Origin of the sequence: Caballeronia sp. GAWG1-1 (assembly GCF_023631465.1) — a bacterium.
Taxonomy (GTDB): Bacteria; Pseudomonadota; Gammaproteobacteria; order Burkholderiales; family Burkholderiaceae; genus Caballeronia.
Map to the genome: position 1 here is coordinate 25,324 of NZ_JALQDB010000034.1, position 26,872 is coordinate 52,195.

Consider the following 26,872-nt stretch of genomic DNA (forward strand, 5'->3'; position numbering starts at 1 on the left):
AAACGCCGGTCTTCAAAGACCGGCGTTTTTCGATTCCTCGTCACGCACGACGGATTGTGGCGCAACAGGCAGTGGTTCACCATCGACGAAAGCGGTGCCGCATGTCAGTGCAAACTGCAGCGCCGCGTCGCGGCTGGGAAATGCGCCCAACTCGCGCAGTACCGTCTCCTCGCCGTCTTCTTCCAGAATCGATACGCGCGATACGAACAGTTTGCCGCTTCGACCCGCGGAAGGCTGTAGCGCCACACCTCGATGATAGAGCGTAAGCATGGTGTCTCCTTCATTTCCGAGCGTCCGTTCGCAGCGCGCGGCGCCTTATGCGAACGAAGCACGTTCCATGTGCAGCCCTTCATCTTAGCGCGTCATTAAGCGCGTGCTTTGCATAGAATCATGCTCGCTTAACGAAGGCATGCACCGATTGCCATCTCGCTTTAGCAAGCGGCGCACCTGAAAACACCGGCACCTTCTTGCTTAGGCCAGATTTACGCCCAGCGCCTTGGCAAGCTCCTCGGCGGAGCGGACGATTTGCGCATCGTTTGAAAAAAGCGCGGCGCCAGCATCGTCGAAAGGCCAGGCCAGCACGCGCATGTTCGCCGCGATCGCGGCGCGCGCCCCAGTGGGACTGTCTTCCACGACGACCACTTCCTCCGGCTCAAGACGCATGAGCCACGCCGCGCGTTCGTACGGCTCGGCGCTCGGCTTGCCGTTGCGCACGTCGTTCACACTGACGCTCACGAGTTGCGGTTCCTCGATGCCCAGTGCTCGCAAGTTCGCTTCAAGCAACATGCGCGACGAATTGGACACGATTCCTTGCGTTATGCCCGCCCGCTTCACCGCGCGATACACCTCGAGCGCGCCAGGACGCGGCACGAGCCGAGGCGCGCCTTCGAGATAATGCCGTGCGCGAAACGCGGACCAGTCCGCGAAGTCCGTCTCGATGCCAAAGCGTTCGCTACACAGCGCGTGCACTTCGCGCCCTGTCTTACCGAAGATCAGCGGATGCAATTCGTCGCCCGCTTCGATGCCGTGATGCGCAAGCACCGCAACCAGCGTGCTCAAATGAAGCGGTTCGCTTTCGGCGAGCGTGCCGTCCATGTCCCAAAGGACAGCCTTGATAGAAGTCTGATTCGTCATGTAGAGGTTGGGTTGTCTGGAAAGAGTCGGTCGAGATCGTCGTAAAACTGCTGCGAGTGCACATAAAGGCGCTCGAAAATCGGCATCATGCGGTCATAGGTATCGCTCGCACGCGGGTCGGGCTGCACTTCGCGCTCGAACTGCACGAAGGCGCGCACGGCGTCGGCGAGACGTGCGAACTGGCCATGCGCGGTTGCAGCAAGAATGGCGCAGCCTATCACGCCGCATTCCACTTGCGCCGGCACGAGAATGGGCATGCGGTACATGCTGGCCTTGATATCGAGCCAAAGCGACGCCTTCGCGCCGCCGCTTGCCGCGACGAGCCGCTCGATACCCACGCCTTCGGGCTTGATGAGCGCGATATGCCGACGCACGCCAAATGCAACGCCTTCGAGCACCGCGCGATGCAGATGGGCGAGCCCGTGACTCGCCGCAATGCCGAAGAACTGTGCACGCGAATTGGCGTGCTCGCCGAGACGCTCGCCCGTTAGATACGGCAGAAAGAACAAGCCTTCCGAACCCACCGGCGCGCTTGCGGCCTTGGCAGCGACATCGTCGTAGGACAACGCGTTTTCGTGGAACGCGCGACGCGCCCAGCGCATGGCATCGCCGCCCGAATCGAGCAACATGAAGCGTCCCCACAGCCCTTCGCAAGTCGCCAGATTCGACACTTCGGGATGCAGCATCGGTGTGTCGGCGATGATCGTGATGATCGAAGATGTGCCCGTGATATCCGATGCCAGCCCCGGCTCGAACACGCCCGAGCCGAGCACGGACACCGGATAATCCGCGCCGCCAACCAGCACCGGCGTACCCGAGCGCAAACCGGTTGCGGCGGCCGCTTCGTGCGTCACGCCGCCGAGTATGTCGAGCGGCGCACGAATCGGCGCGAGCTTCGCGGCATCGAGTCCGAGCAAGGTCAGCATGTCTTGCGACCACTCGCGCGTGCGCGGGTCCATCATGAAGCTCGTCGATGCATCGCTCCAGTCGCACGCACGTTCGCCCGTGAGTTTGAAGTTCACGTAGTCCTTCGGCATGAACACCGTGCTCGCGCGTTCATAAGCCGACGGGTCGTGCTCCTTGATCCATTGCAGCTTGAAACCGGGCCACGCGGGCGTCGCGGGGTTCGCGGTCTTCGCGAGATACGAGGCGCTTGCGTGGCGCGCGCGGAACGCCGCGACCTGTGCGAAGGTGCGCTTGTCGTTCCAGAGCGGCGCGGTATCGCGTGCGAGTTGACCATCGGCGTCGATCAGCACCGTGCCGTGCATCTGGCCGCATGCGCATATCGCGACGACATGGGAAGCTGCATCCGGAACGTCGTCGAGCACTTCGCGTATCGAGCGCGCGGCGCCTTCCCACCAGTCCGCTGGGCGTTGCTCAGACCAGCCGTAACGCGGCACGATTTGCTCGTGCTCATGTGCGGCGATGCTGCGCACCACGCCACGCGCATCGACGAGTGCGGCTCGCACGCTGCCCGTCCCGACATCGATGGCAAGATAATAGGTCTGCATGTCGTTCCATCCGTTGGACAGCCTCATTGCTGGTCATGCAGTCCACGCGGCCTGCCTTTCAAGTGTACCGACAGATGCCGAAGTACCCGGCCAGGCGGTACGTAACGCGATCTGTATCCTTCGCGTGTCTGCTCCCCCCTCGCCGTAATGATACGTAAGCGACGCTTACATCTGCTCACCCCGTTTCCTTTCGGCTTTGAGTAAAGTCCGCTCATCGATTCGCAGCGCACGCATCAGGCGATGCACGCGAACCACTCACTCGATTGGAGAATCAACATGAAGCAGAATCGAATCGTTGCCGCGCTGTTGTGCGCGACCTTGAGTCTTGCCGCCGGCGCTTCCTTTGCGCAGCAAGGCCCCGGCGGTCCGGATCAGAACCACGGCGGCGGTCCGGGACAAAATCACGGCGGCCCGCAAAATCATGGCGGTCCTGGCCAACCAGGACACGGCCCTGCTAATTACGGACATGACGCACCGCGCCCGCCCGAGCATGCGGACAACGGCCCGCGCCATTCAGACTGGCAGAAAGGTCAGCATCTGTCGCAAGACTATCGTGACCATCAATACGTCGTCGATAACTACCATGAACACGGCCTGCGTCAGCCGCCGCGCGGCTATCAGTGGGTAGGCGTCGGTGGCGACTATCTGCTCGTCGCCGTGGCTTCGGGGATCATCGCGCAAGTCGTGCTTTCGCAGTAACTCGCACTACGCCGCGAGGCGTCTCGCGAAACGACACAAGCCGCATTGCCTTTTACAGGGCAATGCGGCTTTTGCAATCTACGCTCGATGCTTACTCGTCGAACGTGCCGCGAAACTCCGGCGCGGCGTCCGAACGCGTATTCAACTCGAACATCACACCGCCCGGCGCGCGGCAAAAGAAGCGCGAGCCACGGCCATTGTTGAAGACCGCCGTTTCCATCTGAACGCCCTCTTGCTTGAAGCGATCATGCAGTTCCTGCAACGCATCGACAGTCGGCAGTTCGAAGCCCGCGTGGAAATTCCGGGGCCACGTGACGTCATCGCTTTCGACATGATCGATTACCACGTCGAAGCCCGGACGCTTCAAAATGTACGACTTGTCCCAGCTTCCTGAGACGGTGAAGCCCAGATAGTGTTCGAAGAATTTCGCGGTTGCAGCAGTATCGCGTGAAGGAAAGCTCAGGTGGTTGAGCTTCATGCTCTTGATGGTTTCTGTCATCGTCGTTCTCATTTGTTAATGGCGAAGGCCCATGCCGTTTCGCTCGACGACGTCAGAATAAAAGTAAAAGCTCACATTGGACAACTCGCATCGAGCGCCTCCAAGCGCGCGGCGTGAAGTCCGCATCGCGCGGTTCGTCGCGGCTTGGCACGCCCGTGCTTGCTTTGCGCTTGCTCACATTCGCATGTTCAGCTCTCGCGCGCGAGATACCCGAAAACCGCCGCGCGAACGCGCCGTTGCAGACGTTCGAGGTCGCGTTCCCCGCGTTCGCCCGCCGCGTCGGTCATGCCTCGGATAATCGCCGACAGGTCGCCTGCCGCTATTTCCGGTTGCGGATGCTTCGGAGCCGCTCTCGCTACGATTGCAGCAAACAGCCCCGCGAGGTCCACCTTGGCAAGCTCATCGCGCAAGGCCGGACGGCTCTCCTCGATATCGAGCAGACGCGCTAGCATCGGACGCTCGAGTTGCTGACGCACCGACGCGCCGATGAGATATTCGAGCGCCGCCTTGCCGCTTCGCTTATCCAGCGCGATGGCTGCGTCATCGTAGAAGCGTTGCGTCTCACGATGGATGAGCGCAACGGTCAGCGCGTCCTTGCCCGGGAAGTACTGATACAGCGAGCCGATGCTCACGCCGGCACGCGCGGCGACTGCATTTGTATTGAAGCCTTCGAAGCCTTCGCTTTCGAGCACTTGAGCCGCGGCTTCCACGATGGCGGCGACAGTCTCCGACGAGCGCGGCTGCGTCGGCGATTTACGCAGGCGCAAATGGGCACGCGGCTGACGCTTGTTTGCTCGCGACGTTTGCGGTGCGCGCTCGATCGTGACTGCTTTTGCAGGGCGCGGCTTGCTCGTGTAAGCCTCGACGAGCGCGATCAGTTCCCATCGAAACACGGGTGATGCCAAGCGTTCGTTGCGCGCCGCCTCCTCAAGCGCGCCGCCCACCGCGCCCGCAAACACTTCAGCGCCAATGGGCCTGTGCTCCGCGGAGCATCGCGTCAAGGCCGCGAAGAGCGCTTCGTACGCTCGTCTGCATTCGGCTTCGCAGCGTCCGTCTTCCAGCAGCACACGCTGCGCGGCAGGATTGCGGCGATGCACCTCGATCATCCCGTCGACGAACGCGGCGACTTGCCCACGTCCGACTTGCAGCACGGGAAGCAGATCATCGCGATGACGCTGGCGGACGGCTTCGATCAACGCGCCCTTGTCTGGAAAGTATCGATACAGCGAACCGATGCTCACGCCCGCTGCTTCTGCGACCGCATTCGTCGTCAGAAGCTGGCCGCGTTCACCGAGCAGGCGCGCGGCGGCATCCACAATGGAATCGATAGTCCTTATCGAGCGGTCTTGCCGGGGAGCGTTGCGAGCTTGCGCCATCATGCGGCCTTATCATTTTAAAATGAGTGATTCGCTCATATTCTAATCTGCGGCAAGATACCGGGTGTTCGTTACCAACGCCAAAAAGGAGCCGCAGTGAATCTCACCGATTTCGATACGCTCACTTTCGACTGCTACGGAACCTTGATCGACTGGGAAACCGGCATTTTCGAAGGCTTGCGGCCATTGCTCGAACGCGCGGTTCGGCCGCCCACGCGCGATCAGGTACTCGAAGCGCATGCGCGTCACGAGTCTTCGCAGCAGCACTACACGCCGGGCAAGCGCTATCAGGAGGTGCTGGCCATCGTTTACAAGCGGCTCGCCGAGGAATGGAAACTCTCTTACACGCAGGAAGAATGCGTCGCGTATGGTCGGTCCATCCGCAACTGGCCTGCGTTCGCGGATTCGGCCGAAGCGCTTCGTTATCTGAAGCAGCATTTCAAGCTCGTGATTCTCTCAAACGTCGATAACGAAAGCTTTGCGTTCAGCAACGCGAAGTTGCAGGTGGAATTCGACGGCATCGTCACCGCCGAGGATGTCGGCGCTTACAAGCCATCACAACGTAACTTCGAGTATTTGCTGGAGAAGCTTGCAAGCAGAGATATTCGCAAGGAGCAGATTCTTCACGTCGCGGAAAGTCTGTTTCACGATCACAAGCCCGCGAACGAAATCGGGCTGACGTCATGCTGGATTCATCGACGGCACGGGCAGCCGGGCTTCGGCGCAACGATGGACCCAGGCGCGCAACCTCGCATCGACTTTCGGTTCAATAGCATGGCGGAGTTTGCGCAGGCGCATCGGGATACGTTGAGTGATACGGCTTGACCGTGCCACTGTCTTTATTTGGAACTCATGTTGGCAAGCGGAGTCGCTAATAGGCTACTGGTGGGCCAATTCGTGGATGGTCAAGAGGAAGACGGTTAGTTGCTCTATGATCCGCGCATGGCAATCTTGCAAGCTTTCGCTTTGCGCGAGGTTTAGCCCCCGCGTGCAGACTCCCTCGATACTGGTTATCATTGTTTGTCCCGAGTACGCAGGCTTTTCGTCGACGCAAAGGGCGCAGGAACTGGAGCCTACGCCATGCACGAACGAATCGAATTCCAAGCCGTGGACATATCGGCACAAGACAGCCCGAGTCTTCCCGTGTGGGAAGCACTCATGCGGCAAGCGATCAAAGCCGCAGCGGAACAACAGACCACGGCAGCACGCTCGACCTTCGAGCACGCACTTGAGAGCGCGCGTCGACTCATCGAAGCACCGCCGCCCGGACGCGGCGAGGACTGTATCGCGGCGCTCGTCGTCTCGCATCACAACCTCGCCGATCACTACGCAGAACAAGGCAATCAGGACGCCGCCGCGCAGTTGCGCTGCGAGGCGCACGAAGCACTTCTGGCGCTGTCCGTAAGCGCAGAGCGGCCGGTCACGATCCGGCAAGCCGCCTTGCGTCACAGCCGCGAAACACACGTGGCGCTGATCCGCCACGTCGCCCGTCATGGGCCGCATTCCCTCATTGCCCGGACCATCGAAAACGCCAGTCTGGCGCTTTCCGCCAGCGGCCCGGCCTGGCATTGATTCCTCTCATCGTCAAAAAGGAGATTCGCAATGGCTTATTCCCTGCCTCCGCTGCCCTACGCTTACGATGCACTCGAGCCGAACATCGACGCGCGCACGATGGAAGTGCATTACACGAAGCATCATCAGACCTATGTGAATAATCTGAATGCCGCGCTGGAGAGTTCGGAGCACAAGGACTTGCCGGTCGAGCAACTGATCACGCAGATCGACAAACTGCCCGAAGCGGTCCGCACCCCGGTGCGCAATAACGGCGGCGGCCACGCGAACCATAGCCTCTTCTGGACCATCATGTCTCCGCAAGGCGGCGGCAAGCCGGAAGGCGAAGTGGCCCAAGCTATCGATACCGACCTCGGCGGTTTCGATGCCTTCAAGGAAGCTTTTACCAAGGCCGCACTCACGCGCTTTGGCAGCGGCTGGGCGTGGCTAAGCGTGACACCGCAGGGCAAGCTCGCGGTCGAAAGCACGGGCAATCAGGACAACCCGTTGATGTCGGGAATCGGCTCGGGCAATACGCCGGTTCTCGGTCTCGATGTATGGGAGCACGCCTATTATCTGAAGTATGAGAATCGCCGGCCCGAATACATCGCCGCATTCTTCAATGTGATCGACTGGAAGGAAGTCGCGCGGCGCTTTGCCGAAGCGAAGAAGTAAGTCTCGAGTATCGCGAGCGGGAGCTTTCCCGCTTTGAACGGCCAGCAGAAAGAAGCGCAGCCAGTGCACTTTGCATGGCTGCGCTTAGTTTTTGCGGCTTCAAACTACCGTAATGGTCACATCGATATTCCCGCGCGTCGCCTTCGAATACGGACAGGTTCGATGCGCGCCCTCGACGATCGCCTGCGCCGCATCACGTTCGATGCCCGGCAAGCTCACGTTCAGGCGCGCGCGCAGCAAGTACGCATCGCCATTCATACCCAGATCGATCTCTGCATCGACGGCGGTATTGGCCGGCAACTTCACTTGCAGTTTCGCGGCCGCCTTGCCCATCGCGCCGATGAAGCATGCGGACCATCCCGCTGCGAGCAATTGCTCGGGATTGGTCCCCGCGCCAGGCGCGCCGGGCGGCGTGAGCCTGACATTCAGCCGGTCGTCGGAACTGCACGCCGCGCCATCGCGGCCTCCGGTCACGTGTGTCTTGCCGGTGTAGAGAAGCTTGTTGAGTTGCGTCATGGTGTTCATCTCCTTCGGTAGGCGTTGATCAAGGCGTTAGTGGTGCGCGAAGAGCGAACCCGTGCCGCTCGTCGGGAAAGTCGTGATCGTCGATGCGCTGCCAGATTGCGTCTGGACATCACGCATGCCGCCATAGCCCTGCATGCCGCTATCGTTGATCGACTGCACACGCTGAGCGCGTTGCGATGCGCGCACGCCGGCCGACGTGTCACCGTGCGGCGCGAGACCGTATCCGCTGCTTGCGAAAACGGAACCCGCGGCAGTGGCGCTAGCAACGACGACTGCAGCGGTGATGAGCTTCTTGAACATGGTGAACCTCACGAAATGGATTGAGACAATGCGTGCCGATCAGCTACCGCGATACAGATTCGCGAGCGCCGCGATCTGCCCGTTCTTTTGCGCTTGCACGAGTTCGCGCTTCACTTCCGCGCGTGTCTTGCCGACCTGCGGTTGCGTCGACGTGGCGTGGACCTCCGCGTGAGCAATGCCTGTCATGGCGCTTGCAACGAGAGCGAAAGCAAAGATAGGAATCTTCATGGTGCTACTCCTAAACTGGTGGGTGAGAGGCGACGCTTGAAATCCGCCAACGCCGTCGTTGAAGCATTAAAACGTTCGGATGTATCCGCTGTGTGTTGCGTGAGCAATGTTTTGTATCGAAGTCAGCGCGGATACATTGCGATACGAAGCGCCGTTCAAGACCGGCGAGTGAATCCGCATGTGTCGCGAGAAAGTCCGGATACACTGCGATACAAAACCGCTCGCGTTTTGCGCTATAACGCAGACACAGCGATCACGCGGGAGATTGAAATGAAGCAGTTCTTCGCCGTCGCAGCGTTTTTATTCGGCGGTATCGCAACCGAACTGGCCCATCCGGCGCAGTGCCTCTCAATAGCCACGGGCCGGATGCAGATCAAGCGCAAGAAGCCGTGAGCTATCGATGGAAACGACCGACCATGTGCTGATCGTCGATGACGATCGCGGTATCCGCGAGTTGCTCGCGACCTACCTCGAAAAGAATGGCATGCGCGTTTCGCTCGCCGCCAACGGACGCCAGATGCGCGCGGCGCTCGAACAAGGCGCGCCGGATTTGATCGTGCTCGACCTGATGCTGCCCGGCGAGGACGGCCTCGTGTTGTGCCGCGAATTGCGCGCGAGCAAGTTCCGCGCGGTGCCCGTGCTCATGCTCACCGCGCGCAACGAGGAAGCCGACCGCATTCTCGGCCTCGAAATGGGCGCGGACGACTACCTGCCCAAGCCCTTCGCCGTGCGCGAACTGCTCGCGCGCATCCGGTCCGTGCTGCGTCGCACACGCATGTTGCCGCCGGGAATGGAAGTGACCGAATCGGCGCAAATGCTGGGCTTCGGCGACTGGCGGCTCGACACCACCGCGCGCCATCTGCTCGATGCAGAAGGCACCATGGTGGCGCTGTCGGGCGCGGAATATCGCCTGCTGCGCGTGTTCCTCGACAATCCGCAACGCGTGCTTACGCGCGATCAGTTGCTCAACCTGACGCAAGGCCGTCAGGCCGATGCCTTCGACCGCTCCATCGATCTGCTGGTGAGCCGTTTGCGTCAGCGTCTGCGCGACGAGGCGCGCGAGCCGCGCTACATCAAGACGTTGCGCAGCGAAGGCTATGTGTTTTCCGCTGCGGTCACGCCGCTGGATGCATCGTCATGAGCGCGCTCGGTGCAACGACATCGACCGCGCATCCGCCACGGTTTTTGCCCTGGCCGCGCACGCTGTTCGCGCGGCTCGCGGTGATTCTGTTCGTGGGTATCGCGCTTGCGCAGACGCTGTCGTTCTGGATCACGATGACCGAGCGCGATCAGTCGATGACCAACGTGATGGTCGGCTACGTCGAGCGCGAGGTGACGAGTTCCGTGGCGCTGCTCGATCATCTGCCGCCCGCCGAACGCGCCGAGTGGCTGCCGCGACTGGCGCGCCGCAGCTATCAATTCATCCTCGGGCCGGGCGAAAGCGGCACGCCGCTCGATGCCGCGCTCTCCGAGCGCTTTGCGAAGTCGATAGCGGATGGCATCGGCAAGCGTTATCCGCTGACGGTCAATGCCGTTCCCGGCGATGCCGAACGCATGCAGGTTCACTTGCGTCTCACCGATGGCAGCCCGCTCACCATCGACATGCATCCGATGGTCGGCACGCCGCTGTCCGCGTGGCTGCCGCTCGTGCTTGCAGGACAACTCGTGCTGCTCGCGGCATGTTGCTGGCTCGCGGTGCGTATCGCGACGCGCCCGCTCAAGCAATTGGCCGAAGCCGCAGACACACTCGGTCCGGACCTCAAGGCCACGCGTCTGCCCGAGCACGGTCCGGACGAAGTAACGCGCGCGGCCAAGGCATTCAACGCGATGCAAGACCGCGTCTCGATGTACATGACCCAGCGCATGCAGATACTCGCGGCCATCACGCATGACTTGCAGACGCCGATTACGCGCATGCGATTGCGCGTCGACACGATGGATGAAAATCCTGCCGGTGCCAAGTTACAGCAGGATTTGCAGGAGATGGAAACGCTCGTGAAGGAAGGCGTGACTTATGCACGGACGTTGCACGGCACGACCGAGGCGCCGCTCCGTGTCGATTCGGACGCGCTGTTCGAGAGCCTTCTCAACGATTATCTCGATGCGGGCAAGGTCGTGTCGCTCAAGGGAAGTATCGGCGGCACGATGGTGACGCGGCCGCAGGCGTTGCGACGGATCGTCGGCAATCTCGTGGATAACGCGCTCAAGTTCGCCGGAGCAGCGGAGATCGAGATCGGCGGACTGCCGGACGGAGGCGCTTCGATCGTGGTGCTGGATCGCGGACCGGGTATTCCGGCCGAGTCGCTGGAAGCGGTGTTCGAGCCGTTCGTGCGGCTGGAAGGATCGCGTAACCGGCAGACCGGAGGGACCGGCCTGGGGCTCGCGATTGCGCGTCAATTGACGCTTGCGATGGATGCGACGCTCACGCTGCATGAGCGTGAGGGGGGTGGGTTGGAGGCTAGGTTGGTGGTGAAGGCTTAGTGGGCTGCGGCTTTGCCTTCCGCGTGCCGACAAGCTGCCTCCAACATCCCCGCCGATACGCTCATCCACCAAGCATATCGGCGAAACACCTCTCCTACTCAGCCGCGACAGCCACCGGCATCAGCACCTCAGCCGCGATCCCCGCGATCAAGGCGGCAGGCAACGCCAATCCGGCATCGGTCGAAGCCACACGCGAGGCGGAAGAAGCCGCTGTAGCCTCGGGCGCAGGCAAAGCCAACTGCATCGCCCGTCGCGAACGTGCCAGCGAATTACGCACACGCCGCTCCGGACGATTCAGCATCCCGCCGCCAACCAGCGACACGAAAGTACCAATGAGCGGCAGGGCCACAAGCATCGTCGCGAACTTGAAGAGGCCGATCTTCAACGGACTGCGCGCCGCCACAGCCGACCACGCAAGCGAAAACACCAGATACGCGAGACCCGCTGGCGCACCCGCAAGTTCAGGCATGCCAAGGCGCTCGGCGAGCGGCATCGGAAAGATGAGCAGGAATAACATGACGCTTGCAAGCGCATGCATGAGCAGCGCGCGGCGCTGTTTGAAGAGGCTCGTCACCGACCAGAACGCAAGCAGCAAGACGAATGGCGGACACGCCACGACCACTGCCGCGATGGCAAGATAAACCACCACGCCACCGGCAAGGTTGCGAAAGTAACCCTCCGACGCCGCGTAATAAACCAGATAAGCCGCCGCGAGCGAGGCCACGCACGCGAAGAAGGCCAACACGCCGCTTTTGCCATCGGGTGAGATCAAAAGTCTCAGCCACAATAGCCCCGTGAAGCCCACGAGATAAACGACGAATCGCAAACCCGAAAACCGTTGTTTCATACCACACCCCTTTCCCCGGATGGTGCGAGCGGCCTTCATGGCAGTCACACCGGCGCGCTGCTTTCGCAGCAAGCCCGTGACTGTATGAAACCTGTCCTCACCCACCTATCGCACACGTCCGAGTTCATGTGACGGATCGCGTGCTTGTTATTTGCGACGCAAGTGCACCATCGGTGCCTCGCGTTCGTCGACTGCTTAACGACCGGGAAAAGAGATTCTTTAGACCTTTTAAATCACGCTTAGAACGTGCGCTCTAAAGGCGTACAAGGCCGCATCAGATCGACCGACGACAGCCTTGACAAGCGGCAAGTTTTATCGCGTGAGCGGCTTGGCTTGCTGCATGGATGAGCCGCGCACGAACTTGCCCGCGCCAAGATGATGGATGGTATGCAGCGACGCATTGGAGTCATCCACGTTCCAATGACCGTTAGAGAAAATGCGTTCGTCGGCCGCAGCGGACACGACTTCGGCGAAGCACGTGTCATAGGCGTCTTGCGTATGCGGCTCGCTGATGAGCCGGCATTCCAGCCAAGCCGCACAGTTCGTCTCGATCAACGGAAGACCGAGCACTGGTCCTTTTATCGTCTCGATCCCGAAAGTCTTGAACTTGTCGATCTCGCGTCCGCTCGTCGAGCCGACCGCAAACGTCAAGTCGATAGCCGCCGCGCCCGGAATGACGACGCCGAACACGCCGCTCGCCATCGCGAGTTCACGCGTGTAAGTGCTCTTGTCGATGACCACGGCGATGCGCGGCGGCGTGAATTCGACCGGCATCGACCAGGCCGCGGCCATCACGTCGCGACGTTCGCCATAAACGCTCGTGACGAGCACGGTGGGTCCGTGATTGATCAACCGGCTTGCGTGTTCAAGGGCGACGGAGCGGAAGTGAGTCATTTGAGTTTCCTGCGTGATTGGGTAGGGGTGAATATCGAAGGATTGTAGGTGGCATCGCCGGACGGCTGCTTATTGTGAAATAGTCGCTTGACAGACGCTCTTACGATATATATCTTTAGATATGTTTTACGATATCTAAAGAGTGATCTCATGCGATCCAAATGTTTTCATCGCGGGCGCGACGCGGGTTCTCGCGCGGCTGGCTTCGATTTTCCCTTCGACATTCGCAACGCGCCCGAGTGGGTCGAGCGTTTCGCCTTTTCCCGCCTGGGGCTGATCGGCCGGCACGGACGCGGAGGTGGCGGCGGAGACGACCGCTTCGGCGGCGGCTTTGGCGGCGGCTTCGGTGGCCGTGGCGGACGCGGTGGCTTCGGCGGCGAAGACGGCATGCCGCGCGGCCGCAAGTTCTCCTCGGACGACCTGCAACTGCTGCTGCTCGCCATGCTGGCCGAGGCGCCGCGTCACGGTTACGAACTCATCAAGGCGCTCGAAGACCGTTCGAACGGTTTCTATGCCCCGAGCCCCGGCATGGTCTATCCGGCGCTGACATACCTGGAAGAAATCGGCTACGCGACTGTCGAAGTGGAAGGCAACCGCAAGCGCTACGCGCTGTCCGACGCGGGCCGCGACTATCTGGAAGCGAACCGCGAACGCATCGACCTGATGCTCGCGAAGCTCACGCACTTTGCCCGCAAGATGGACCTCGTGCGCCGCGCCTATGCCGGCGAGGAAAGCGACGATACCGCCGCCGACAACGGCTGGACGTCCGAGCTGATCGCCGCGCGCCGAGCGCTGAAACGCGCGCTGGTCTTGCGCACCGATGTTTCGCCGGACGAGCAACGCCGTATCGCCGAAATTCTGGCGCGCGCGACCGCCGAGATCGAACAGAATCCCGCGCCCAAGCAGGCGTAAAGGAGCGACACACGATGACAGAATCCGCACTGCAACACCGTCCCGAACTGGAAGTCACGCGCGTGCGGCATGCGCTCAAGTTTCGCTTGCTGCAAGTCACGCAGGTTGCCACGCTCAACCCGCATTTGGTGCGCGTGACGCTTCGAGGCGACGATCTCGCCGACTTCGAAAGCGCCTCGTTCGACGACCACGTCAAGGTGTTTTTCCCGCTGCCGGGCGAGGACAAGCCCGTAGTGCCGCAAGCAGGCCCGAATGGTCCAGTGTTCGATCCAGACAAGCCGCGCCCCGTCGCGCGGGATTTCACGCCGCGCCGCTTCGATCGCGCCGCGCGCGAGCTCGACCTCGAGTTCGCCATGCACGAAGCCGGGCCGGCCACGGCGTGGGCGGCACAAGCCAAGCCAGGGCAGTACCTCGGCATCGGCGGGCCGCGTGGCTCGTTCGTCATTCCCGCGCAATTCGACTGGCATCTCTTGATCGGCGATGAAACCGCCCTGCCCGCCATCGCGCGGCGGCTCGAAGAATTGCCTGCCGGTACACGCGTGGCCACGCTGATTCAGGCGGCGGACTTATCGGCGCATATCGAACTCGACACGCGTGCCGATCTCTTCGCGCAGTGGATTTATCGCAGCGACAGCGACGATGCACATGCCGCGCTCTTGCACGCCTTGCGCTACACGTATCTGCCCGAAGGCGACGGATACGTCTGGGCCGCCGGCGAAGCCACGCTCATGCGCGCAGTGCGCCAGTTGCTGTGCAACGAACGCGGTCTCGACAAGCGGCGCATTCGGGCTTCGGCGTACTGGAAGCATGGCGAGCAAGGCGTGCACGGGACCATCGACGAGTAACGCTAGAAGCCTGGGCACGCCGCGTGCAATATGCTCCATCGAACCCAACGCGTGGAGTGCACATGAGCGAGCAAAACGAACGACAGACGCCGCCGAAGCAGACGAGCGAAGATCCGAACGTGGCTGACCGGCGTCTTTCCGATGAGCAGAAAAGCGAACTGAAGAACGAGCCAGAACCCGCCAAGGGCAGCGAAGGAGGCAAGCTGCCCGATCCGAAAGACGTAGGCGAAGCAGGCTAGTTCTCTTAACGAAGTGCAGAGTACATAGCGCCGCGAACGGGCGTTCGCAGCGCACTTTGTACCGAATCACACGGACTACCGAGTGTTGAACTTGCTCGGAAGCGCCGATGTTGCCGCGCTTTGATGTATGGTATCCCTAAGCTATTGGTACGACCCCTAGCTCACAACCATATATCGCACCAGGCAACGCGTCTTGCCGGTGATTCGAAGCAAAGACGCCCATGCACGATCCTGCTCATTTCCTGCCGTCCTTCGTCTGGCGTGCGGCGCGAGACGGCACTATCCGCTACGCCAATCCGTGGGCTTGCCGGTATCTCGGCATTGCCATGCCGGAACTCGAAGGCCGTCACTGGGACGCCTTCGTTCATCCCGACGACATCCCGCCCGTGCTCGATGCGCTCCGTCAAATGCGCGACGGCACGCTGCTGCGCAATGTCGATGTGCGTCTCTTGCGCGCGGATGGCGCTTACCGTTGGCATACGCTTCACTTACAGGCGCGTCGCGACGACGAAGGCGAGTTCGGCGATACGGTCGGCGTGGCCATCGACATTCACGAATCGCGGCATGCATGGGCCTTGTATGAAGCAAGCGAACGGCGTTTGCAGGCTGCGTTCGCGGGCGCGCGCATGGGCGCGTGGGAATGGGACATGAAAACGCGCGTGGTGCGCATGACCGCGCAACTCGCCGCGCTCTATTCGTTTCCGCCGGGCACCGAGGCCGTCATGCTCTCGGAAGTGTGGGATCGCGTTGCGCCGGAATATCGCGAGCCGTTCCAGCGCATGCTCACCGAAGCACTGCGCGACGGCGGTCCGTTCGAGTTCGATTTCATGCTCGATGGCGATCAGTCCGAGCATCGCTGGCTGCGCATGCGCGGGCATCCCGAGTTCGACCGGCATGGCGTGCTGACGCGCGTCTACGGCGTGAGCTTCGATATAAGCGAACAGCGCGCGGACGAAGAGCGTCTGAGCCGTTCCGAGCGACGATATCGGGCGCTCGTCGAATCGACGGATGCGCTCGTCTGGTCCGCCGATGCCAACGGCGCTATTCGCCCCTCCGGCGGCGACTGGGAGAAGTTCACGGGCGCGCCGCCCGATCGTCTGATGGGCTTCGGCTGGCTCGACTTCGTGCATCCCGACGACCGCGAGCGCACGCGCAGCACGTGGCTCGACGCCGTGCGACAAGGCAACGCGCTCACGCTCACGTTCCGCATGTTCAGACGCGATGGCACCTACCGCATCGTGCAGGCGCATGCCGCGCCGCTCTACGATCATCAGGGCGCCCTGCAGGAATGGTTCGGCACGACCACCGACGTCACGCCACAATACGAGGCGCAGGCCGCCATCGAAGCGCGCAGCCTGCGTCTTACGGTGGCGATGCAGGCGGCCAAGATTCATATCGTTTCGCTCGAACTCGAAACCTGGACGCTCCTCTTCGAAACCGGCGGCGAATGGCAGGTGAACGACACGATCACGTATGACGCGGCGCTCGCCCGCGTGCATCCCGACGATGCCGCGACGCTCGACCATTACGTGCGGCGCGTGGCATCCGGCGAAGATCCGGGCAGCCAGTTCGAGTTTCGTGTGCAGACGATGCACGGGGAACAGTGGATGCAGGGCAGCGCCCTGCTTCAGCGCAGCAAGGACGGCGTGCCGTTGCGCATCATCGGCAGCGTGATCGACATCACCGAACGCAAGCACATGGAACTCATGTTGCGCGAGGCCGGCCGTCGCAAGGACGAGTTTCTCGCAATGCTCGCGCATGAATTGCGCAATCCGCTCGCGCCGCTGCGCACGGCGATTGCCCTCGTGCAAAAGGATCACGACGTAGAGGCGCAAACGCGCGAGATGATCGACCTCATGCGCAGACAAGTGGAGCATATGACGCGTATCGTCGATGACCTGCTCGAAGTGTCGCGCATCACGCAGGGGCGCATTGCGCTGCAAGTGGAACCGATACTCGTGGGCACGGCGGTGTATCACGCGGTCGAGGCGATTGCCGGCATGGTCGAGGCGCGCTCGCAGCATATTGCCGTCGATGTCCCCGACGCCACCACCTGGGTCTGCGGCGATGTCACGCGGCTCTCGCAAATCCTCGTCAACGTGCTCAATAACGCGAGCAAGTACACGCCCGAGCAGGGGCGCATTTCGGTGAGTGTTCAGGCGGATGCGCAGTGGGTTTCGATCGTCATCGCGGATAGCGGCACGGGCATTTCGGCGGACCTTCTGCCCAAGGTTTTCGAGCTGTTCTCGCAGGGCGAGCGCACGCTTGACCGCTCGAATGGCGGGCTTGGCATCGGCCTTTCGCTCGTGAAGAAGCTCGTGGAGATGCACAAGGGAACCATCACCGTACAAAGTCCGGGACCGGGACTCGGCACGACGGTTACGGTGCGGCTGCCGCGGCTTCATCATCATGAGCGGCATTCCGCGCGCGCGTTGTCGGATACCGAAGCGCCGAAAGCGAATGCTTCGTTGCGCATACTCGTGGTCGATGACAATCGCGATGCCGCCGATTCGCTCGCCATGCTGTGCGAATCGGAAGGACACAAGGCACGCGTGGCGTACTCGTCGGCCGAAGCGCTCGATGCCGCGCCGCCGTTTCATCCGGATGTCGCGCTGCTCGACATCGGCTTGCCGGATATCGACGGATACGAACTGGCGCGGCGCTTGCGGCGCAAGGGCGAACGTGCGCCCATGCTGATCGCGATTACCGGCTACGGGCAAGCGGAGGATCGCTTGCGCGCGCAGTCGGCGGGTTTCGACTATCACTTCGTGAAGCCCGTCAACGTGGATAGTTTATTGAAGCTGCTTTCGTCGCTGACCGTCGCGCGATGAAGCCATGACCGGAGAAACGATGACCACGCGTCCCATCAGCCGCTACCCCGTTCCCGATCCGCAAGCGTGGCCGGACGATATCCGTGCGCGCATTCTCGAAGTGCAGGAGAAGGCCGGCTTCGTGCCGAATGTGTTCCTGACGCTTGCGCACAGGCCCGACGAGTTTCGTGCGTTCTTCGCGTATCACGATGCGCTGATGCTGAAGGACGGCGGGCTGACCAAGGGCGAGCGCGAGATGATCGTGGTGGCGACGAGCGCGGTGAACGATTGCCTTTACTGCGTGGTCGCGCATGGCGCGATTCTGCGCATCTACGAGAAGAATGCGCTGGTGGCGGATCAGGTCGCGGTGAATCATCGCAAGGCGGACATCACGCCGCGTCAAAAGGCCATGCTCGATTTCGCGTTGAAGGTCTGCCAGGCTTCAGGCACGGTGGACGATAGAGACTTTGCCACGCTGCGCGAACACGGTTTCAGCGATGAAGACGCGTGGGATATCGCGGCGATCACGGCGTTTTTCGGGTTGTCGAACCGCATGGCGAACGTGATCGCCATGCGGCCGAACGAGGAGTTTTATCTGATGGGACGGGTGGGTAGGGAGCGCGGTTAGCGGCCTGTCGAGAGAAGGAAGCATTCGTTTCACAAGTCTTCCTGCGGCGCTGAAATGGCTGTGCTTTGCAAGTCCATTGCACTGCGTATGCCCCACGAATCGAGCTAAACTTCACCGCCCCGCTCCTCGACAACTCCACGCTCGCATCCATGCGCCTTCCTCCCCTGAAGTCGATCATCGCGTTCGAAAGCGTCGCCCGCACCAAGAGCGTCAACCGCGCCGCCGATGAACTCGGCCTCACGCCCTCCGCGGTCAGTCATCAGCTCGCGAATCTAGAGAGCATCGTGGGCCGCGCGCTTTTCACGCGGCTCGGACGCGGCCTCGTTCTCACGCCCACCGGCACGCAATATCTTGCCGATGTCACCGGCGCGCTCGCCGAACTCAACCGCGCAACCGAGCGGGCATCGAGCGAAACATCGGTCGAGATACTACGCATTCATTCGAGTCCGAGCTTCGGCCTCATGTGGCTCTTGCCGCGCCTCGCCGCGTTCCAGGAGGCGAATGGCGATATCCAGATGAACCTCGCGTGCTCCTATGAAAACGTGTCCTTTACCTCGGGTTTTTACGATGTCGATGTCCGTCACGGCTACGGGCACTGGACCGATATCGAAGTCAGAACCCTGCGTCACGAAACCATTGCGCCGCTTGCATCTCCCGCGTATCTGGAACGCTATCCGGTGGCATCGCCCGACGATCTGATCGAACACAGGCTGATCTTCTCCGAGTCGCCGCTCGTGCAATGGCAGCAGTGGTTCGGCAAGTTCGGCGTGGCAACGCGGCGCAAGGCGTTCGATTTCTCCTTCGATCGCTCCTACATGTCGCTCGAAGCCGCCGCGCTCGGTCATGGCATCGCGCTCGAAAGCACCATGCTCGCCTCCGTGCATCTCGAACGCGGTTCGCTCGTGCCGGTATTCGGGCGCGAGTATGCCGTCGAAGTCGGCGCGCATCATCTGGTATACCCCAGTCAGAACGCGGACCTGCCGCGCGTCGCGAAGTTTCTCGCGTGGATGGACCAGGAGATTGAACGAGGCCGTGAGAGACGGTGACAGCCCTCGAGGCCCGTAGTGAAAGGCGCCGCGAACACCTGAAAATTTCTCAGCAATAGCTGAGACAAACTCCGTTGATCGTCATGTGGAACGCGAAGACACTGCATCCACACCAGACAACCAACGGAGACAAACATGCTGCTCGACAACCAGGTAGTGATCGTCACGGGCGCGGCTTCGGCGCGCGGGATCGGCAAGGCAACAGCCAGGGCGCTTGCGGCAGAAGGCGCGCGCATCGTCATTCTCGATCTCCGTCAGGCCGATGCCGAAAGCGCCGCGAGCGATCTCGGCGACGGCCATCTCGGTCTTGCCTGCGACGTCACCGACAAAGCCGCCTGCGTCGATGCCGCCAACGCGGCCATCGAGAAATACGGGCGTATCGATGCGCTCATCAACAACGCGGGCATCACGCAACCGATCAAGACGCTGGAAATCAGCGCGGACAATTTCGATGCGGTCATCGGCGTGAATCTGCGCGGCACGCTCTACATGTCGCAAGCCGTGATTCCGCAGATGAAGAAGCAGCAGCAAGGCTCGATCGTCTGCATGTCTTCGGTCTCCGCGCAACGCGGCGGCGGCATCTTCGGCGGCCCGCATTACAGCGCGGCCAAAGCGGGCGTGCTCGGTCTTGCCCGCGCGATGGCGCGCGAACTCGGCCCCGACCACATCCGCGTGAACTCCATCACGCCGGGCCTGATCCAGACCGACATCACGGGCGACAAACTCACACCTGAAATGCGCACGGACATCATCAAGGGCATTCCGCTCGGACGTCTGGGCGACGCCGCCGATATCGCCAACGCCTGCCTCTTTCTCACGAGCGGCCTCTCTTCCTACCTTACCGGAGTCACACTCGACGTGAACGGCGGCATGCTGATTCACTAAGCATTCGACCTCAGATACGCACCCGGACCAACCGGGGCACGTGACCGGATCAACGCGCAGGCGCTTTTCCGGTCCATTGGAGACAAGCATGAAACCGAAATATTCCGCGCCGGCCGCCACGGCCGAATTTGCTTCACCTGCCGATTCCACGAGCTTCGAAGCGCAGACTTACGCCAAGGTCGGACGGCGGCTCATCCCCTTTCTGATGCTGTGCTATCTCGGCGCGTATCTGGATCGCGTGAACGTCGGCTTCGCCAAATTGCAGATGCTCAATGACCTGCGCTTCAGCGAAACCATCTACGGCGTGGGCGCAGGCATCTTCTTCCTTGGTTACTTCCTCTTCGAGGTACCGAGCAATCTCGTTCTTCATCGAGTCGGCGCGCGCAACTGGCTTGCGCGCATCATGCTCACGTGGGCGGTGATCTCGGCGAGCTTCGTGTTCGTCAAGTCGCCGACGATGTTCTATGTCCTGCGCTTTCTGCTCGGTGTCGCCGAGGCGGGCTTCGCGCCGGGCGTGATTCTCTATCTCACGTACTGGTTTCCCGCTGCGCGGCGCGCCAAGGCATTGTCGCTGTTCTTCATGGCCATTCCGCTCGCGGGCATGGTCGGCGGTCCGCTCTCCGGCTGGATCATGCATGCGCTTGCCGGTGCGCACGGACTTGCCGGATGGAAGTGGCTCTTCATGCTCGAAGCGTTGCCTTCGCTCTTTCTCGGCGTCGCGATCCTTTTCTATCTCGACAACAGCATTGCGCAAGCCAAGTGGCTCACGGATGCGGAGAAAGCCCTGCTCGCCCGCAACGTCGAAAAGGACAATGCGCAGACCGTGCAGCACGTATCGATTCGCGCGTTCATCGGCGACCGTCGCTTGTGGCTGATGGCATCGATCTACTTCTGCGTCGTGCTCGGACAGTATGGGCTCACGTTCTGGCTGCCGACCATCGTGCGACGTGCCGGCGTGGCGGACCCGCTGTGGGTCGGCATCTTCACCGCGATTCCGTATCTGTGCGCCATCATCGCGCTGCCGCTCATCGGTTCGAGCGCCGACAAACGCCGCGAGCGGCGCCTGCATCTGGCCATTCCCATGCTCATCGCCGCAGCGGCGTTCGCCACCTTGCCGACGCTTGGCAGCGTGAGCGCGTCGATCATCTGTGTGAGCGTCGCGGCGGCAGGCATCCTGAGTTCATCGGCGCAATTCTGGTCGTTGCCAACGGCCGTGCTGGGTGGCATGTCGGCGGCGGCGGGCATTGCCGCGGTCAACTGCTTCGCCAATCTCGCGGGCTTCTTTTCTCCGACCATCGTCGGCTGGCTGAATGACTTCACGGGCAAATCGACGGCCGGTCTCATCTTCATCTCGATTGCAATCGTCGTGGGCGCGGCGCTGGTCTTTCTCGTGCCCGCCAAGACCGTGAACCGCTAAAGATTTTTCAAGGAGACAAACATCATGAGTAGTGCAGTCATCGAAGAGGTCACGCTCGCCGAGCGTGCCTACCGTATCCGCCGCAATGCGTTGTTGATGGGCGAAGTGCAAGGTCAAGGGTATATCGGCCAGGCGCTCGATATCGCCGACGTGCTGGCCGTCGCTTACTTCGGCGCGATGGACTATCGCCCCGAAGATCCCGAATGGGAAGAGCGCGACCGCTTCCTCTTGTCCAACGGTCACTATGCAATCGCGCTGTACGCTGCGCTCTTCGAAGCGGGCATCCTGCCACAAGCGGAACTCGAGACCTACGGCAGCGACGACAGCCGTCTGCCCATGTCCGGCATGGCGAGCTATACGCCAGGCATGGAAATGTCGGGCGGCTCGCTCGGACAAGGGCTCACGATCGCGGTCGGCCGTTGCCTCGGTCTCAAGCGTAAAGGATCGAAGTCTTTTGTCTACACGCTCTTTTCCGATGGCGAATTAGACGAAGGCGCGATCTGGGAAGGGCTGATGTCGGCATCGCACTGGAAGCTCGACAACCTCATCGCCATGATCGACGTGAACAATCAGCAGGCGGACGGACCCTCGACGCAGATCATGGCGTTCGAGCCGCTCGTGCCGAAGCTCGAAGCGTTCGGCTGGTATGTGCAGCGCGTGACTGGCAACGACATCGACGCCGTCAAACAAGCGTTCGATAACGCGCGCAATCTGAAGGAAGCGAAGCCGCGCATCATCGTGTGCGATACGCGCATGGGCTGCGGCGTGCCGTTTCTCGAAGAGCGCGAGAAGAACCACTTCATCCGTGTCGATGCCGACGAATGGCAACTGGCGCTTCAGGCACTTGAACAAGGGAGACAAGCATGAGCGATACGCTGACACAAAAGCCGCGCCTGAAGACATCGGCGATGATCGCGTCCATCGCGAGCGAAGGACAGCTCACGCGCTCGGCGCCTTTCGGACACGCGCTGGTGGAACTCGCACGCACCAAGAGCAATGTGATCGGCATGACGGCCGATCTCGGCAAATACACGGACCTGCATATCTTCGCGAAGGAGTTTCCCGAGCGCTTCTACCAGATGGGCATGGCCGAGCAGTTGCTGATGGGCGCGGCATCCGGCTTCGCGCATGAAGGCGCGCAGCCGTTCGTCACGACCTATGCCGTATTCGCGACGCGGCGCGCGTATGACTTCATCCACCAGACTATCGCCGAAGACAATCTCGATGTGAAGATCGTTTGCGCATTGCCGGGGCTCACCACGGGTTACGGTCCGAGCCATCAGGCCGCCGAAGACCTCGCGTTGATGCGCGCCATGCCCAACATGACCGTGATCGATCCGTGCGACGCGCTCGATATCGAGCAGATGGTGCCCGCCATCGCCGCGCACAAAGGGCCGGTGTACGCGCGCCTGTTGCGCGGCAACGTGCCCGCCGTGCTCGACGAATACGACTATCAGTTCGAACTCGGCAAGGCGAAGCTTCTGCGCGATGGCGCCGACGTGCTGATGATCTCGTCCGGGATCATGACCATGCGCGCGCTGGAAACCGCGAAGGCGCTCGAGGCCGACAACGTGGATGTCGCGGTGCTGCACGTGCCGACCATCAAGCCGCTCGACACCGAGACCATCGTGCGCGAAGCGCGGCGTTCGGGACGGCTCGTGGTCGTGGCCGAGAATCACACGGTGATCGGAGGGCTTGGCGAAGGTGTCGCTGCCGCGTTGCTGAACGCTGGCGTCGCGCCGCCGTTCAAGCAGATCGCCCTGCCCGATGCGTTTCTGGATGCCGGCGCGTTACCGACCTTGCATGACCGTTATGGCATTTCCACCCGCGTGATGAGCGAAACCATCAAAGGATGGTTGGGCTAACGGCACGAATGCGGGCGGGCGCGGCTCAACCGCGAGCCGCCTTGCCCCGCATGGGTTTCTTGACGGCGGGTGCATCGCCCGCCATTTCTTCCATCCACGAAAGCCCGTCCAGATACGCAAGAAAGTGCTGCAAATAAGCGGGTGAAACTTCGCGCATCAATGCAAGCGAACGATGCACCAGACTGCTCGAATTGAGCGGACCCGCGTTTTTCGGCACCCGCGCGAGAGACTCGTTCAGGCGCTGCTCGGCGCTGAGTCGGGCCCACACTTCACGGAAGTATTCGAGCAATTCGCTCTGTGAGGCATGCGCCACGCGCGCATTCATGTCGGCGACCAGCACGGCGAGCGGCGTGCTTTCAACCTTTCGTGACGGCTCGACAGGCGCGGCAAGTTGGACTTCTCGCGCGTAGTCATGGAGCAAGGTCTGCAAGCGTGCATCCAGCAAACGACGCGCCTCGCCACGCTGCGCGCTCGCTCTCCGTTCGAGCGAATCGATGAACGCGAAGCGCAGCGGACTCACGCGATCATCGCCCTGAACGCGCCATTCATCGAGCATTGCGCGTGCTTGCGAGCGCTCAGTCACCGCTTTACTCCACCGTTGGTCGGCCGCGGCACCGCTGAAATCTCGACTCGACGATTCTTCGCGCGACCCAGATCGTCGGCATTGGAACTGATCGGCTGCTCGGAGCCGAACGCCGCCGCGAATACGGACGACGATGGCACACCCGCGTCGATCAGCGCGCGCGTCACCGTCAAGGCGCGTTTGGCCGAGAGTTCCCAGTTGTCGGCGAAGCGGCGATTGCCTTCGTGCACCTGCTGATCGTCGGCGAAACCGCTCACCATCAGAATCTCTTCGTGCGAACCGAGATAGGCGGAAAGCGGTCCTGCAAGGCTCTTGAGCACATCACGCCCTTGCGGCTGCAACTGATCGGAATTCAACGCAAACAACACGCTGCCGCTAATGCCGATGCGCCCGTTCACCAGCGTCACGCGCCCCGACGCGAGCGGGCCAGCCAGCGCCTGCTCCAGCGTCTTGCGGCGCTGCGTTTCCATCTGCCGCTGCTTGACTTCGTTTTCCAGCCGCGTCGACAGTTGCAACTGCACGCCAATGACGCCGACCAGGATCAGCACGAACGCGCCCAGCAGTACCGACATGAGATCGGCGAACGCAGCCCAGATGGGCGCGGCGGCCTCCACGCCGCCATCGATCTCCTCGTTCATGCGGCCTTCGCTCCGGCGGCGCGCTGCCCCGCGATACGCTGCAGGTCTTCGACGATCTGCTTCTGCGAAAGCGTGCTCAGATCGATCACCTCACGCGCCTGCGCCACGTAATAGGCAAGCTGTTCGTCGCTGCGCGCAAGCGACTTGTCGAGCGCGGCCTCGATGCTCTTGAGATGCGCGACGAGCAGTTCGTTCGATGCGCCGAAAGACTGCACGGCGCCGCCGAACGCATCGCCGAGACTCGCGACTTCGAGCGCGCCGCTCGTGACTTGCGCCGCGACCGCTTCGAGTTTGATGGTCTCTGCCTCGACCTTGTCGGTGAACTGCGTGCCGACGCGCGCGAGCAGGTCCGATGACGAAGCGACGAGCGCATCGACGGCCACACGCTGTTCGTTCGACGTGTGATTCACCGCATCGAGCAAGGTTTCGAGCGTGGCGAGCAAGCGCGTGCGCTCGTCCAGCATGGCGTTGTCGTGGACCATGGATTCGCTGAGTTTCTCGCGCATCTGCGCAATCACATCGGCGGCGAGCTTCGGCGCTTCCGACGCCGCCGCGACCAGTCCTTCGATCTTCGTGATGGTGCCGCTCGCGCGCTTCTCGGCATCGGCGGCCATCTCGCTCGCGGTGCGCGCGAGCGTGTCGCAGATGTTCTGCTGACGTTCGGCGGCGAACGCGCTCGTCTCTTGCCATTGTTCGCGCTGGTTGGCGGCGAGCGTGGCGAGCGCATCGGTCCAGGCGTTCAGGCGCGCTTCGCTGTTCGATGCGATCTCGTCGCGCAAACCGGCGTGCGATCGATCGACGGCGAGCAGCAGCGAAGCGGCGTGTTCCTCGAAACTCGCCGTCGCTTTAAGCAACGCCTGCTCGTGTTGCGCGGCGAGATGCTCGCCGGTGCGCGTCTGTTGCGTGAGCGCTTCGCTCCACGTTTCGGCGAGCGTGGATGACGTGTGGTCGAGCCGCGCGGCGACGCCATCGATCAAACCGGACGCGCGTTGCTCGAACGTTTCGGCAAGACCATCGAGCGCGGCGCGCGTTCCCGTTATCAACGCCTCGTTCGACTTTCGATGCCCGGCGAGCGACTGGTTCCAGTGCTCCGCGATCTCCGTCACCGAAGTCGTGAAGCCGCTCGTGATGCGTTCCATGCGCGCCGATACGCCTTCGAGCAACGCGGCCGAGCGCGTTTCGAAGCCCTGCGCGAAGCCGTCGAGCGATGTGCCCATGCGCGTGACGAGCGCTTCGTTCGACTGCCGATGTTTATCGAGCGAGTCTTGCCAGATGCCCGCGATTTTCGCCGACGAAGCCTCGAAGCCGCTCGACAAGCCATCCAGCTGCCGCGCCACGGCCTGTTCGATCTTGCCGTGCAAGGCTGCCGTCTCGCCCGCGATGCCGTCCATGGCGGATTGCATGATCGGTTGCAGCGCGCCGCTCGCGGCGCGCGCGCTGTCGGCGACGCTCTGCTTCAACGACTGTTCCACCGATGCCGCCAGCCGCCGATACGAAGTCTCGGTTTTGGCATGAAACGCATCCTGATTGGTCAGTTGCCGCTCGTTTGCCGCGATGCTCTGCTGTTCGATGGCGTGCATCATCGCTTGCAGGCGATCGACCAGCTTCGGCATGAGATCGGCCTGCCGTTGCATCAGCTTCAGGCCTTCCTCGCGCCGATGCGTCTCTGTAAATACGCGCAGTGTCGTCGCAATCTTGAGGTCGAGGGTCTGCACGGCGTCGAGCCGTTCGCGGCGGCACAGCGCTGAAAGCAGGCCAAGCATGGCCGATGTCGCGACACCCGCGATCGATGTGCCGAACGCGAAACTCAGGCCCGTGACCGGCGCCGCGAGCGACGAGCGGATCGCCGAAAGATCGGTCGCGCTTTCCAGCGCCGCGCCGGTGCCGCGCAGCGTCACGACCATGCCGAGCAGCGTGCCGAGCATGCCGAGCAACACGAGCAACCCGACGAGATATGGCGCAAGCACAGGCGCCGGCAACGCGGCGCGCTCGCCTTCGACCCGCAAGCGCACCGCATTGCGCAGACCCACGGGCAGGCTTTCGAGCCAGACGGCAAGGCTCTTCGGCGTGACGGCGAGTTGCCGCAGCGCATGCGCGAATGCATAGGTGGTTTGCTGATAGCGCTGCAGTTCGGCCGCGCCCGCGAGGTAGCACGCGCCGATCAGGAGCGTGACGCAAAACGCGAGCGCATTCGAGCCGACATAGCCAATGGCGATTCCGCAAACGGCGGCAAGACCAGCGAGAAAGACGGCGACATTCAGGATATAGCGAGGCATGGCGTGGC

At 62.0% G+C, this 26,872-nt stretch carries 30 protein-coding genes and 1 pseudogene; 17 read left to right on the forward strand and 14 right to left on the reverse strand.

Annotation, left to right across the window (positions count from 1 at the left end; all coding sequences use genetic code 11):
- Positions 1–12: 12 nt before the first annotated feature.
- The 3 genes from NCT03_RS23380 to NCT03_RS23390 form a co-directional block, all read right to left on the reverse strand.
- A complete protein-coding gene (locus NCT03_RS23380) occupies positions 13–270 on the reverse strand; it encodes a hypothetical protein (RefSeq protein WP_250494088.1) in 258 nt (85 codons plus the stop codon).
- Positions 271–471: 201 nt separating this feature from the next.
- A complete protein-coding gene (locus tag NCT03_RS23385; protein ID WP_250494089.1) occupies positions 472–1,134 on the reverse strand; it encodes an HAD family hydrolase in 663 nt (220 codons plus the stop codon).
- Positions 1,131–2,645, reverse strand: a complete 1,515-nt coding sequence (locus NCT03_RS23390) for a xylulokinase (protein ID WP_250494093.1) — start codon at positions 2,643–2,645, stop codon at positions 1,131–1,133. Before NCT03_RS23390 ends, NCT03_RS23385 begins: the two co-directional genes overlap by 4 nt.
- Positions 2,646–2,921: 276 nt before the next feature.
- Between NCT03_RS23390 and NCT03_RS23395 the strand changes: the two genes are divergently transcribed.
- Complete coding sequence (locus tag NCT03_RS23395; protein WP_244830188.1) at positions 2,922–3,344, forward strand: RcnB family protein; 423 nt, start codon at positions 2,922–2,924, stop codon at positions 3,342–3,344.
- Positions 3,345–3,435: 91 nt separating this feature from the next.
- Here the strand turns inward: NCT03_RS23395 and NCT03_RS23400 are convergent, their stop codons facing one another.
- The 3 genes and pseudogenes from NCT03_RS23400 to NCT03_RS23410 all read right to left on the reverse strand — a co-directional run.
- Positions 3,436–3,843, reverse strand: coding sequence for a VOC family protein (locus NCT03_RS23400; protein ID WP_250494094.1), 408 nt, complete (start codon positions 3,841–3,843; stop codon positions 3,436–3,438).
- 188 nt (positions 3,844–4,031) lie between these two features.
- Positions 4,032–4,664, reverse strand: a complete 633-nt coding sequence (locus NCT03_RS23405; protein WP_404989408.1) for a TetR/AcrR family transcriptional regulator — start codon at positions 4,662–4,664, stop codon at positions 4,032–4,034.
- Positions 4,665–5,036: 372 nt separating this feature from the next.
- Positions 5,037–5,222: pseudogene (locus NCT03_RS23410) on the reverse strand (helix-turn-helix domain-containing protein); the annotation flags it as partial.
- A 93-nt stretch (positions 5,223–5,315) separates the two neighbouring features.
- On the opposite strand from NCT03_RS23410, the gene NCT03_RS23415 reads away from it, so the two are divergent.
- The 3 genes from NCT03_RS23415 to NCT03_RS23425 all read left to right on the forward strand — a co-directional run bounded on the left by NCT03_RS23415 (position 5,316) and on the right by NCT03_RS23425 (position 7,445).
- Positions 5,316–6,044, forward strand: coding sequence for a haloacid dehalogenase type II (locus NCT03_RS23415; protein ID WP_250494095.1), 729 nt, complete (start codon positions 5,316–5,318; stop codon positions 6,042–6,044).
- Positions 6,045–6,299: 255 nt separating this feature from the next.
- Positions 6,300–6,791 carry a DUF2753 family protein gene (locus NCT03_RS23420; RefSeq protein WP_250494096.1) on the forward strand — a complete coding sequence of 164 codons (492 nt, stop codon included), beginning with the start codon at positions 6,300–6,302 and terminating at the stop codon, positions 6,789–6,791.
- A 30-nt stretch (positions 6,792–6,821) separates the two neighbouring features.
- The gene (locus NCT03_RS23425; protein WP_250468391.1) at positions 6,822–7,445 is read left to right on the forward strand and encodes a superoxide dismutase; all 624 of its coding nucleotides are present in this window, start codon (positions 6,822–6,824) and stop codon (positions 7,443–7,445) included.
- 99 nt (positions 7,446–7,544) lie between these two features.
- Here the strand turns inward: NCT03_RS23425 and NCT03_RS23430 are convergent, their stop codons facing one another.
- The 3 genes from NCT03_RS23430 to NCT03_RS23440 are packed head-to-tail and all read right to left on the reverse strand — an operon-like array spanning position 7,545 to position 8,498.
- Positions 7,545–7,961, reverse strand: coding sequence for an organic hydroperoxide resistance protein (locus tag NCT03_RS23430; protein WP_250494097.1), 417 nt, complete (start codon positions 7,959–7,961; stop codon positions 7,545–7,547).
- Between the two features lie 36 nt (positions 7,962–7,997).
- Positions 7,998–8,270, reverse strand: a complete 273-nt coding sequence (locus tag NCT03_RS23435) for a hypothetical protein (RefSeq protein WP_250468393.1) — start codon at positions 8,268–8,270, stop codon at positions 7,998–8,000.
- A gap of 39 nt (positions 8,271–8,309) precedes the next feature.
- Positions 8,310–8,498: a DUF4148 domain-containing protein gene (locus NCT03_RS23440; protein WP_250494098.1), complete on the reverse strand. Its 189-nt coding sequence runs from the start codon at positions 8,496–8,498 to the stop codon at positions 8,310–8,312.
- Between the two features lie 270 nt (positions 8,499–8,768).
- On the opposite strand from NCT03_RS23440, the gene NCT03_RS33870 reads away from it, so the two are divergent.
- The 3 genes from NCT03_RS33870 to NCT03_RS23450 are packed head-to-tail and all read left to right on the forward strand — an operon-like array spanning position 8,769 to position 10,979.
- Entirely contained in the window at positions 8,769–8,891 is a 123-nt protein-coding gene (locus NCT03_RS33870) for a hypothetical protein (protein ID WP_284503437.1), read from the forward strand.
- Between the two features lie 7 nt (positions 8,892–8,898).
- Positions 8,899–9,639, forward strand: a complete 741-nt coding sequence (locus NCT03_RS23445; protein ID WP_250468395.1) for a response regulator — start codon at positions 8,899–8,901, stop codon at positions 9,637–9,639.
- Positions 9,636–10,979, forward strand: coding sequence for a sensor histidine kinase (locus NCT03_RS23450; protein WP_250468396.1), 1,344 nt, complete (start codon positions 9,636–9,638; stop codon positions 10,977–10,979). Before NCT03_RS23445 ends, NCT03_RS23450 begins: the two co-directional genes overlap by 4 nt.
- A 94-nt stretch (positions 10,980–11,073) precedes the next feature.
- Here NCT03_RS23450 and NCT03_RS23455 read toward each other — a convergent pair whose 3' ends face one another.
- Both NCT03_RS23455 and NCT03_RS23460 read right to left on the reverse strand, forming a co-directional pair.
- Positions 11,074–11,826: a hypothetical protein gene (locus NCT03_RS23455; RefSeq protein WP_244830177.1), complete on the reverse strand. Its 753-nt coding sequence runs from the start codon at positions 11,824–11,826 to the stop codon at positions 11,074–11,076.
- Positions 11,827–12,138: 312 nt separating this feature from the next.
- Complete coding sequence (locus tag NCT03_RS23460) at positions 12,139–12,720, reverse strand: flavin reductase family protein (protein WP_250494100.1); 582 nt, start codon at positions 12,718–12,720, stop codon at positions 12,139–12,141.
- A gap of 150 nt (positions 12,721–12,870) precedes the next feature.
- Between NCT03_RS23460 and NCT03_RS23465 the strand changes: the two genes are divergently transcribed.
- The 10 genes from NCT03_RS23465 to NCT03_RS23510 all read left to right on the forward strand — a co-directional run bounded on the left by NCT03_RS23465 (position 12,871) and on the right by NCT03_RS23510 (position 23,367).
- The gene (locus NCT03_RS23465; RefSeq protein ID WP_250468398.1) at positions 12,871–13,632 is read left to right on the forward strand and encodes a PadR family transcriptional regulator; all 762 of its coding nucleotides are present in this window, start codon (positions 12,871–12,873) and stop codon (positions 13,630–13,632) included.
- Positions 13,633–13,646: 14 nt separating this feature from the next.
- Positions 13,647–14,477, forward strand: coding sequence for a siderophore-interacting protein (locus tag NCT03_RS23470; protein ID WP_250494101.1), 831 nt, complete (start codon positions 13,647–13,649; stop codon positions 14,475–14,477).
- Between the two features lie 62 nt (positions 14,478–14,539).
- The gene (locus NCT03_RS23475; protein WP_244830173.1) at positions 14,540–14,716 is read left to right on the forward strand and encodes a hypothetical protein; all 177 of its coding nucleotides are present in this window, start codon (positions 14,540–14,542) and stop codon (positions 14,714–14,716) included.
- 221 nt (positions 14,717–14,937) lie between these two features.
- A complete protein-coding gene (locus NCT03_RS23480; RefSeq protein ID WP_250468400.1) occupies positions 14,938–17,547 on the forward strand; it encodes a PAS domain-containing hybrid sensor histidine kinase/response regulator in 2,610 nt (869 codons plus the stop codon).
- 19 nt (positions 17,548–17,566) lie between these two features.
- A complete protein-coding gene (locus NCT03_RS23485) occupies positions 17,567–18,154 on the forward strand; it encodes a peroxidase-related enzyme (protein WP_244830171.1) in 588 nt (195 codons plus the stop codon).
- A gap of 149 nt (positions 18,155–18,303) precedes the next feature.
- Positions 18,304–19,200, forward strand: coding sequence for a LysR substrate-binding domain-containing protein (locus tag NCT03_RS23490; RefSeq protein WP_244830168.1), 897 nt, complete (start codon positions 18,304–18,306; stop codon positions 19,198–19,200).
- 135 nt (positions 19,201–19,335) lie between these two features.
- On the forward strand, positions 19,336–20,085 hold the full coding sequence (locus NCT03_RS23495) for an SDR family NAD(P)-dependent oxidoreductase (RefSeq protein ID WP_244830167.1): 750 nt from the start codon (positions 19,336–19,338) through the stop codon (positions 20,083–20,085).
- Positions 20,086–20,173: 88 nt separating this feature from the next.
- The gene (locus NCT03_RS23500; RefSeq protein WP_250494103.1) at positions 20,174–21,502 is read left to right on the forward strand and encodes an MFS transporter; all 1,329 of its coding nucleotides are present in this window, start codon (positions 20,174–20,176) and stop codon (positions 21,500–21,502) included.
- A gap of 24 nt (positions 21,503–21,526) precedes the next feature.
- The gene (locus NCT03_RS23505) at positions 21,527–22,369 is read left to right on the forward strand and encodes a transketolase (protein ID WP_250494105.1); all 843 of its coding nucleotides are present in this window, start codon (positions 21,527–21,529) and stop codon (positions 22,367–22,369) included.
- Complete coding sequence (locus tag NCT03_RS23510; RefSeq protein ID WP_250494107.1) at positions 22,366–23,367, forward strand: transketolase family protein; 1,002 nt, start codon at positions 22,366–22,368, stop codon at positions 23,365–23,367. The genes NCT03_RS23505 and NCT03_RS23510 overlap by 4 nt, the downstream gene beginning before the upstream one ends.
- 25 nt (positions 23,368–23,392) lie before the next feature.
- Here NCT03_RS23510 and NCT03_RS23515 read toward each other — a convergent pair whose 3' ends face one another.
- The 3 genes from NCT03_RS23515 to NCT03_RS23525 are packed head-to-tail and all read right to left on the reverse strand — an operon-like array spanning position 23,393 to position 26,864.
- Positions 23,393–23,950 (reverse strand): DUF2894 domain-containing protein, encoded by a 558-nt coding sequence (locus NCT03_RS23515; protein ID WP_244830163.1) that lies wholly within the window; start codon positions 23,948–23,950, stop codon positions 23,393–23,395.
- Complete coding sequence (locus NCT03_RS23520; protein ID WP_244830162.1) at positions 23,947–24,588, reverse strand: OmpA family protein; 642 nt, start codon at positions 24,586–24,588, stop codon at positions 23,947–23,949. The genes NCT03_RS23515 and NCT03_RS23520 overlap by 4 nt, the downstream gene beginning before the upstream one ends.
- Entirely contained in the window at positions 24,585–26,864 is a 2,280-nt protein-coding gene (locus NCT03_RS23525; protein ID WP_250494109.1) for a DUF802 domain-containing protein, read from the reverse strand. The genes NCT03_RS23520 and NCT03_RS23525 overlap by 4 nt, the downstream gene beginning before the upstream one ends.
- Between the last annotated feature and the right edge of the window lie 8 nt (positions 26,865–26,872).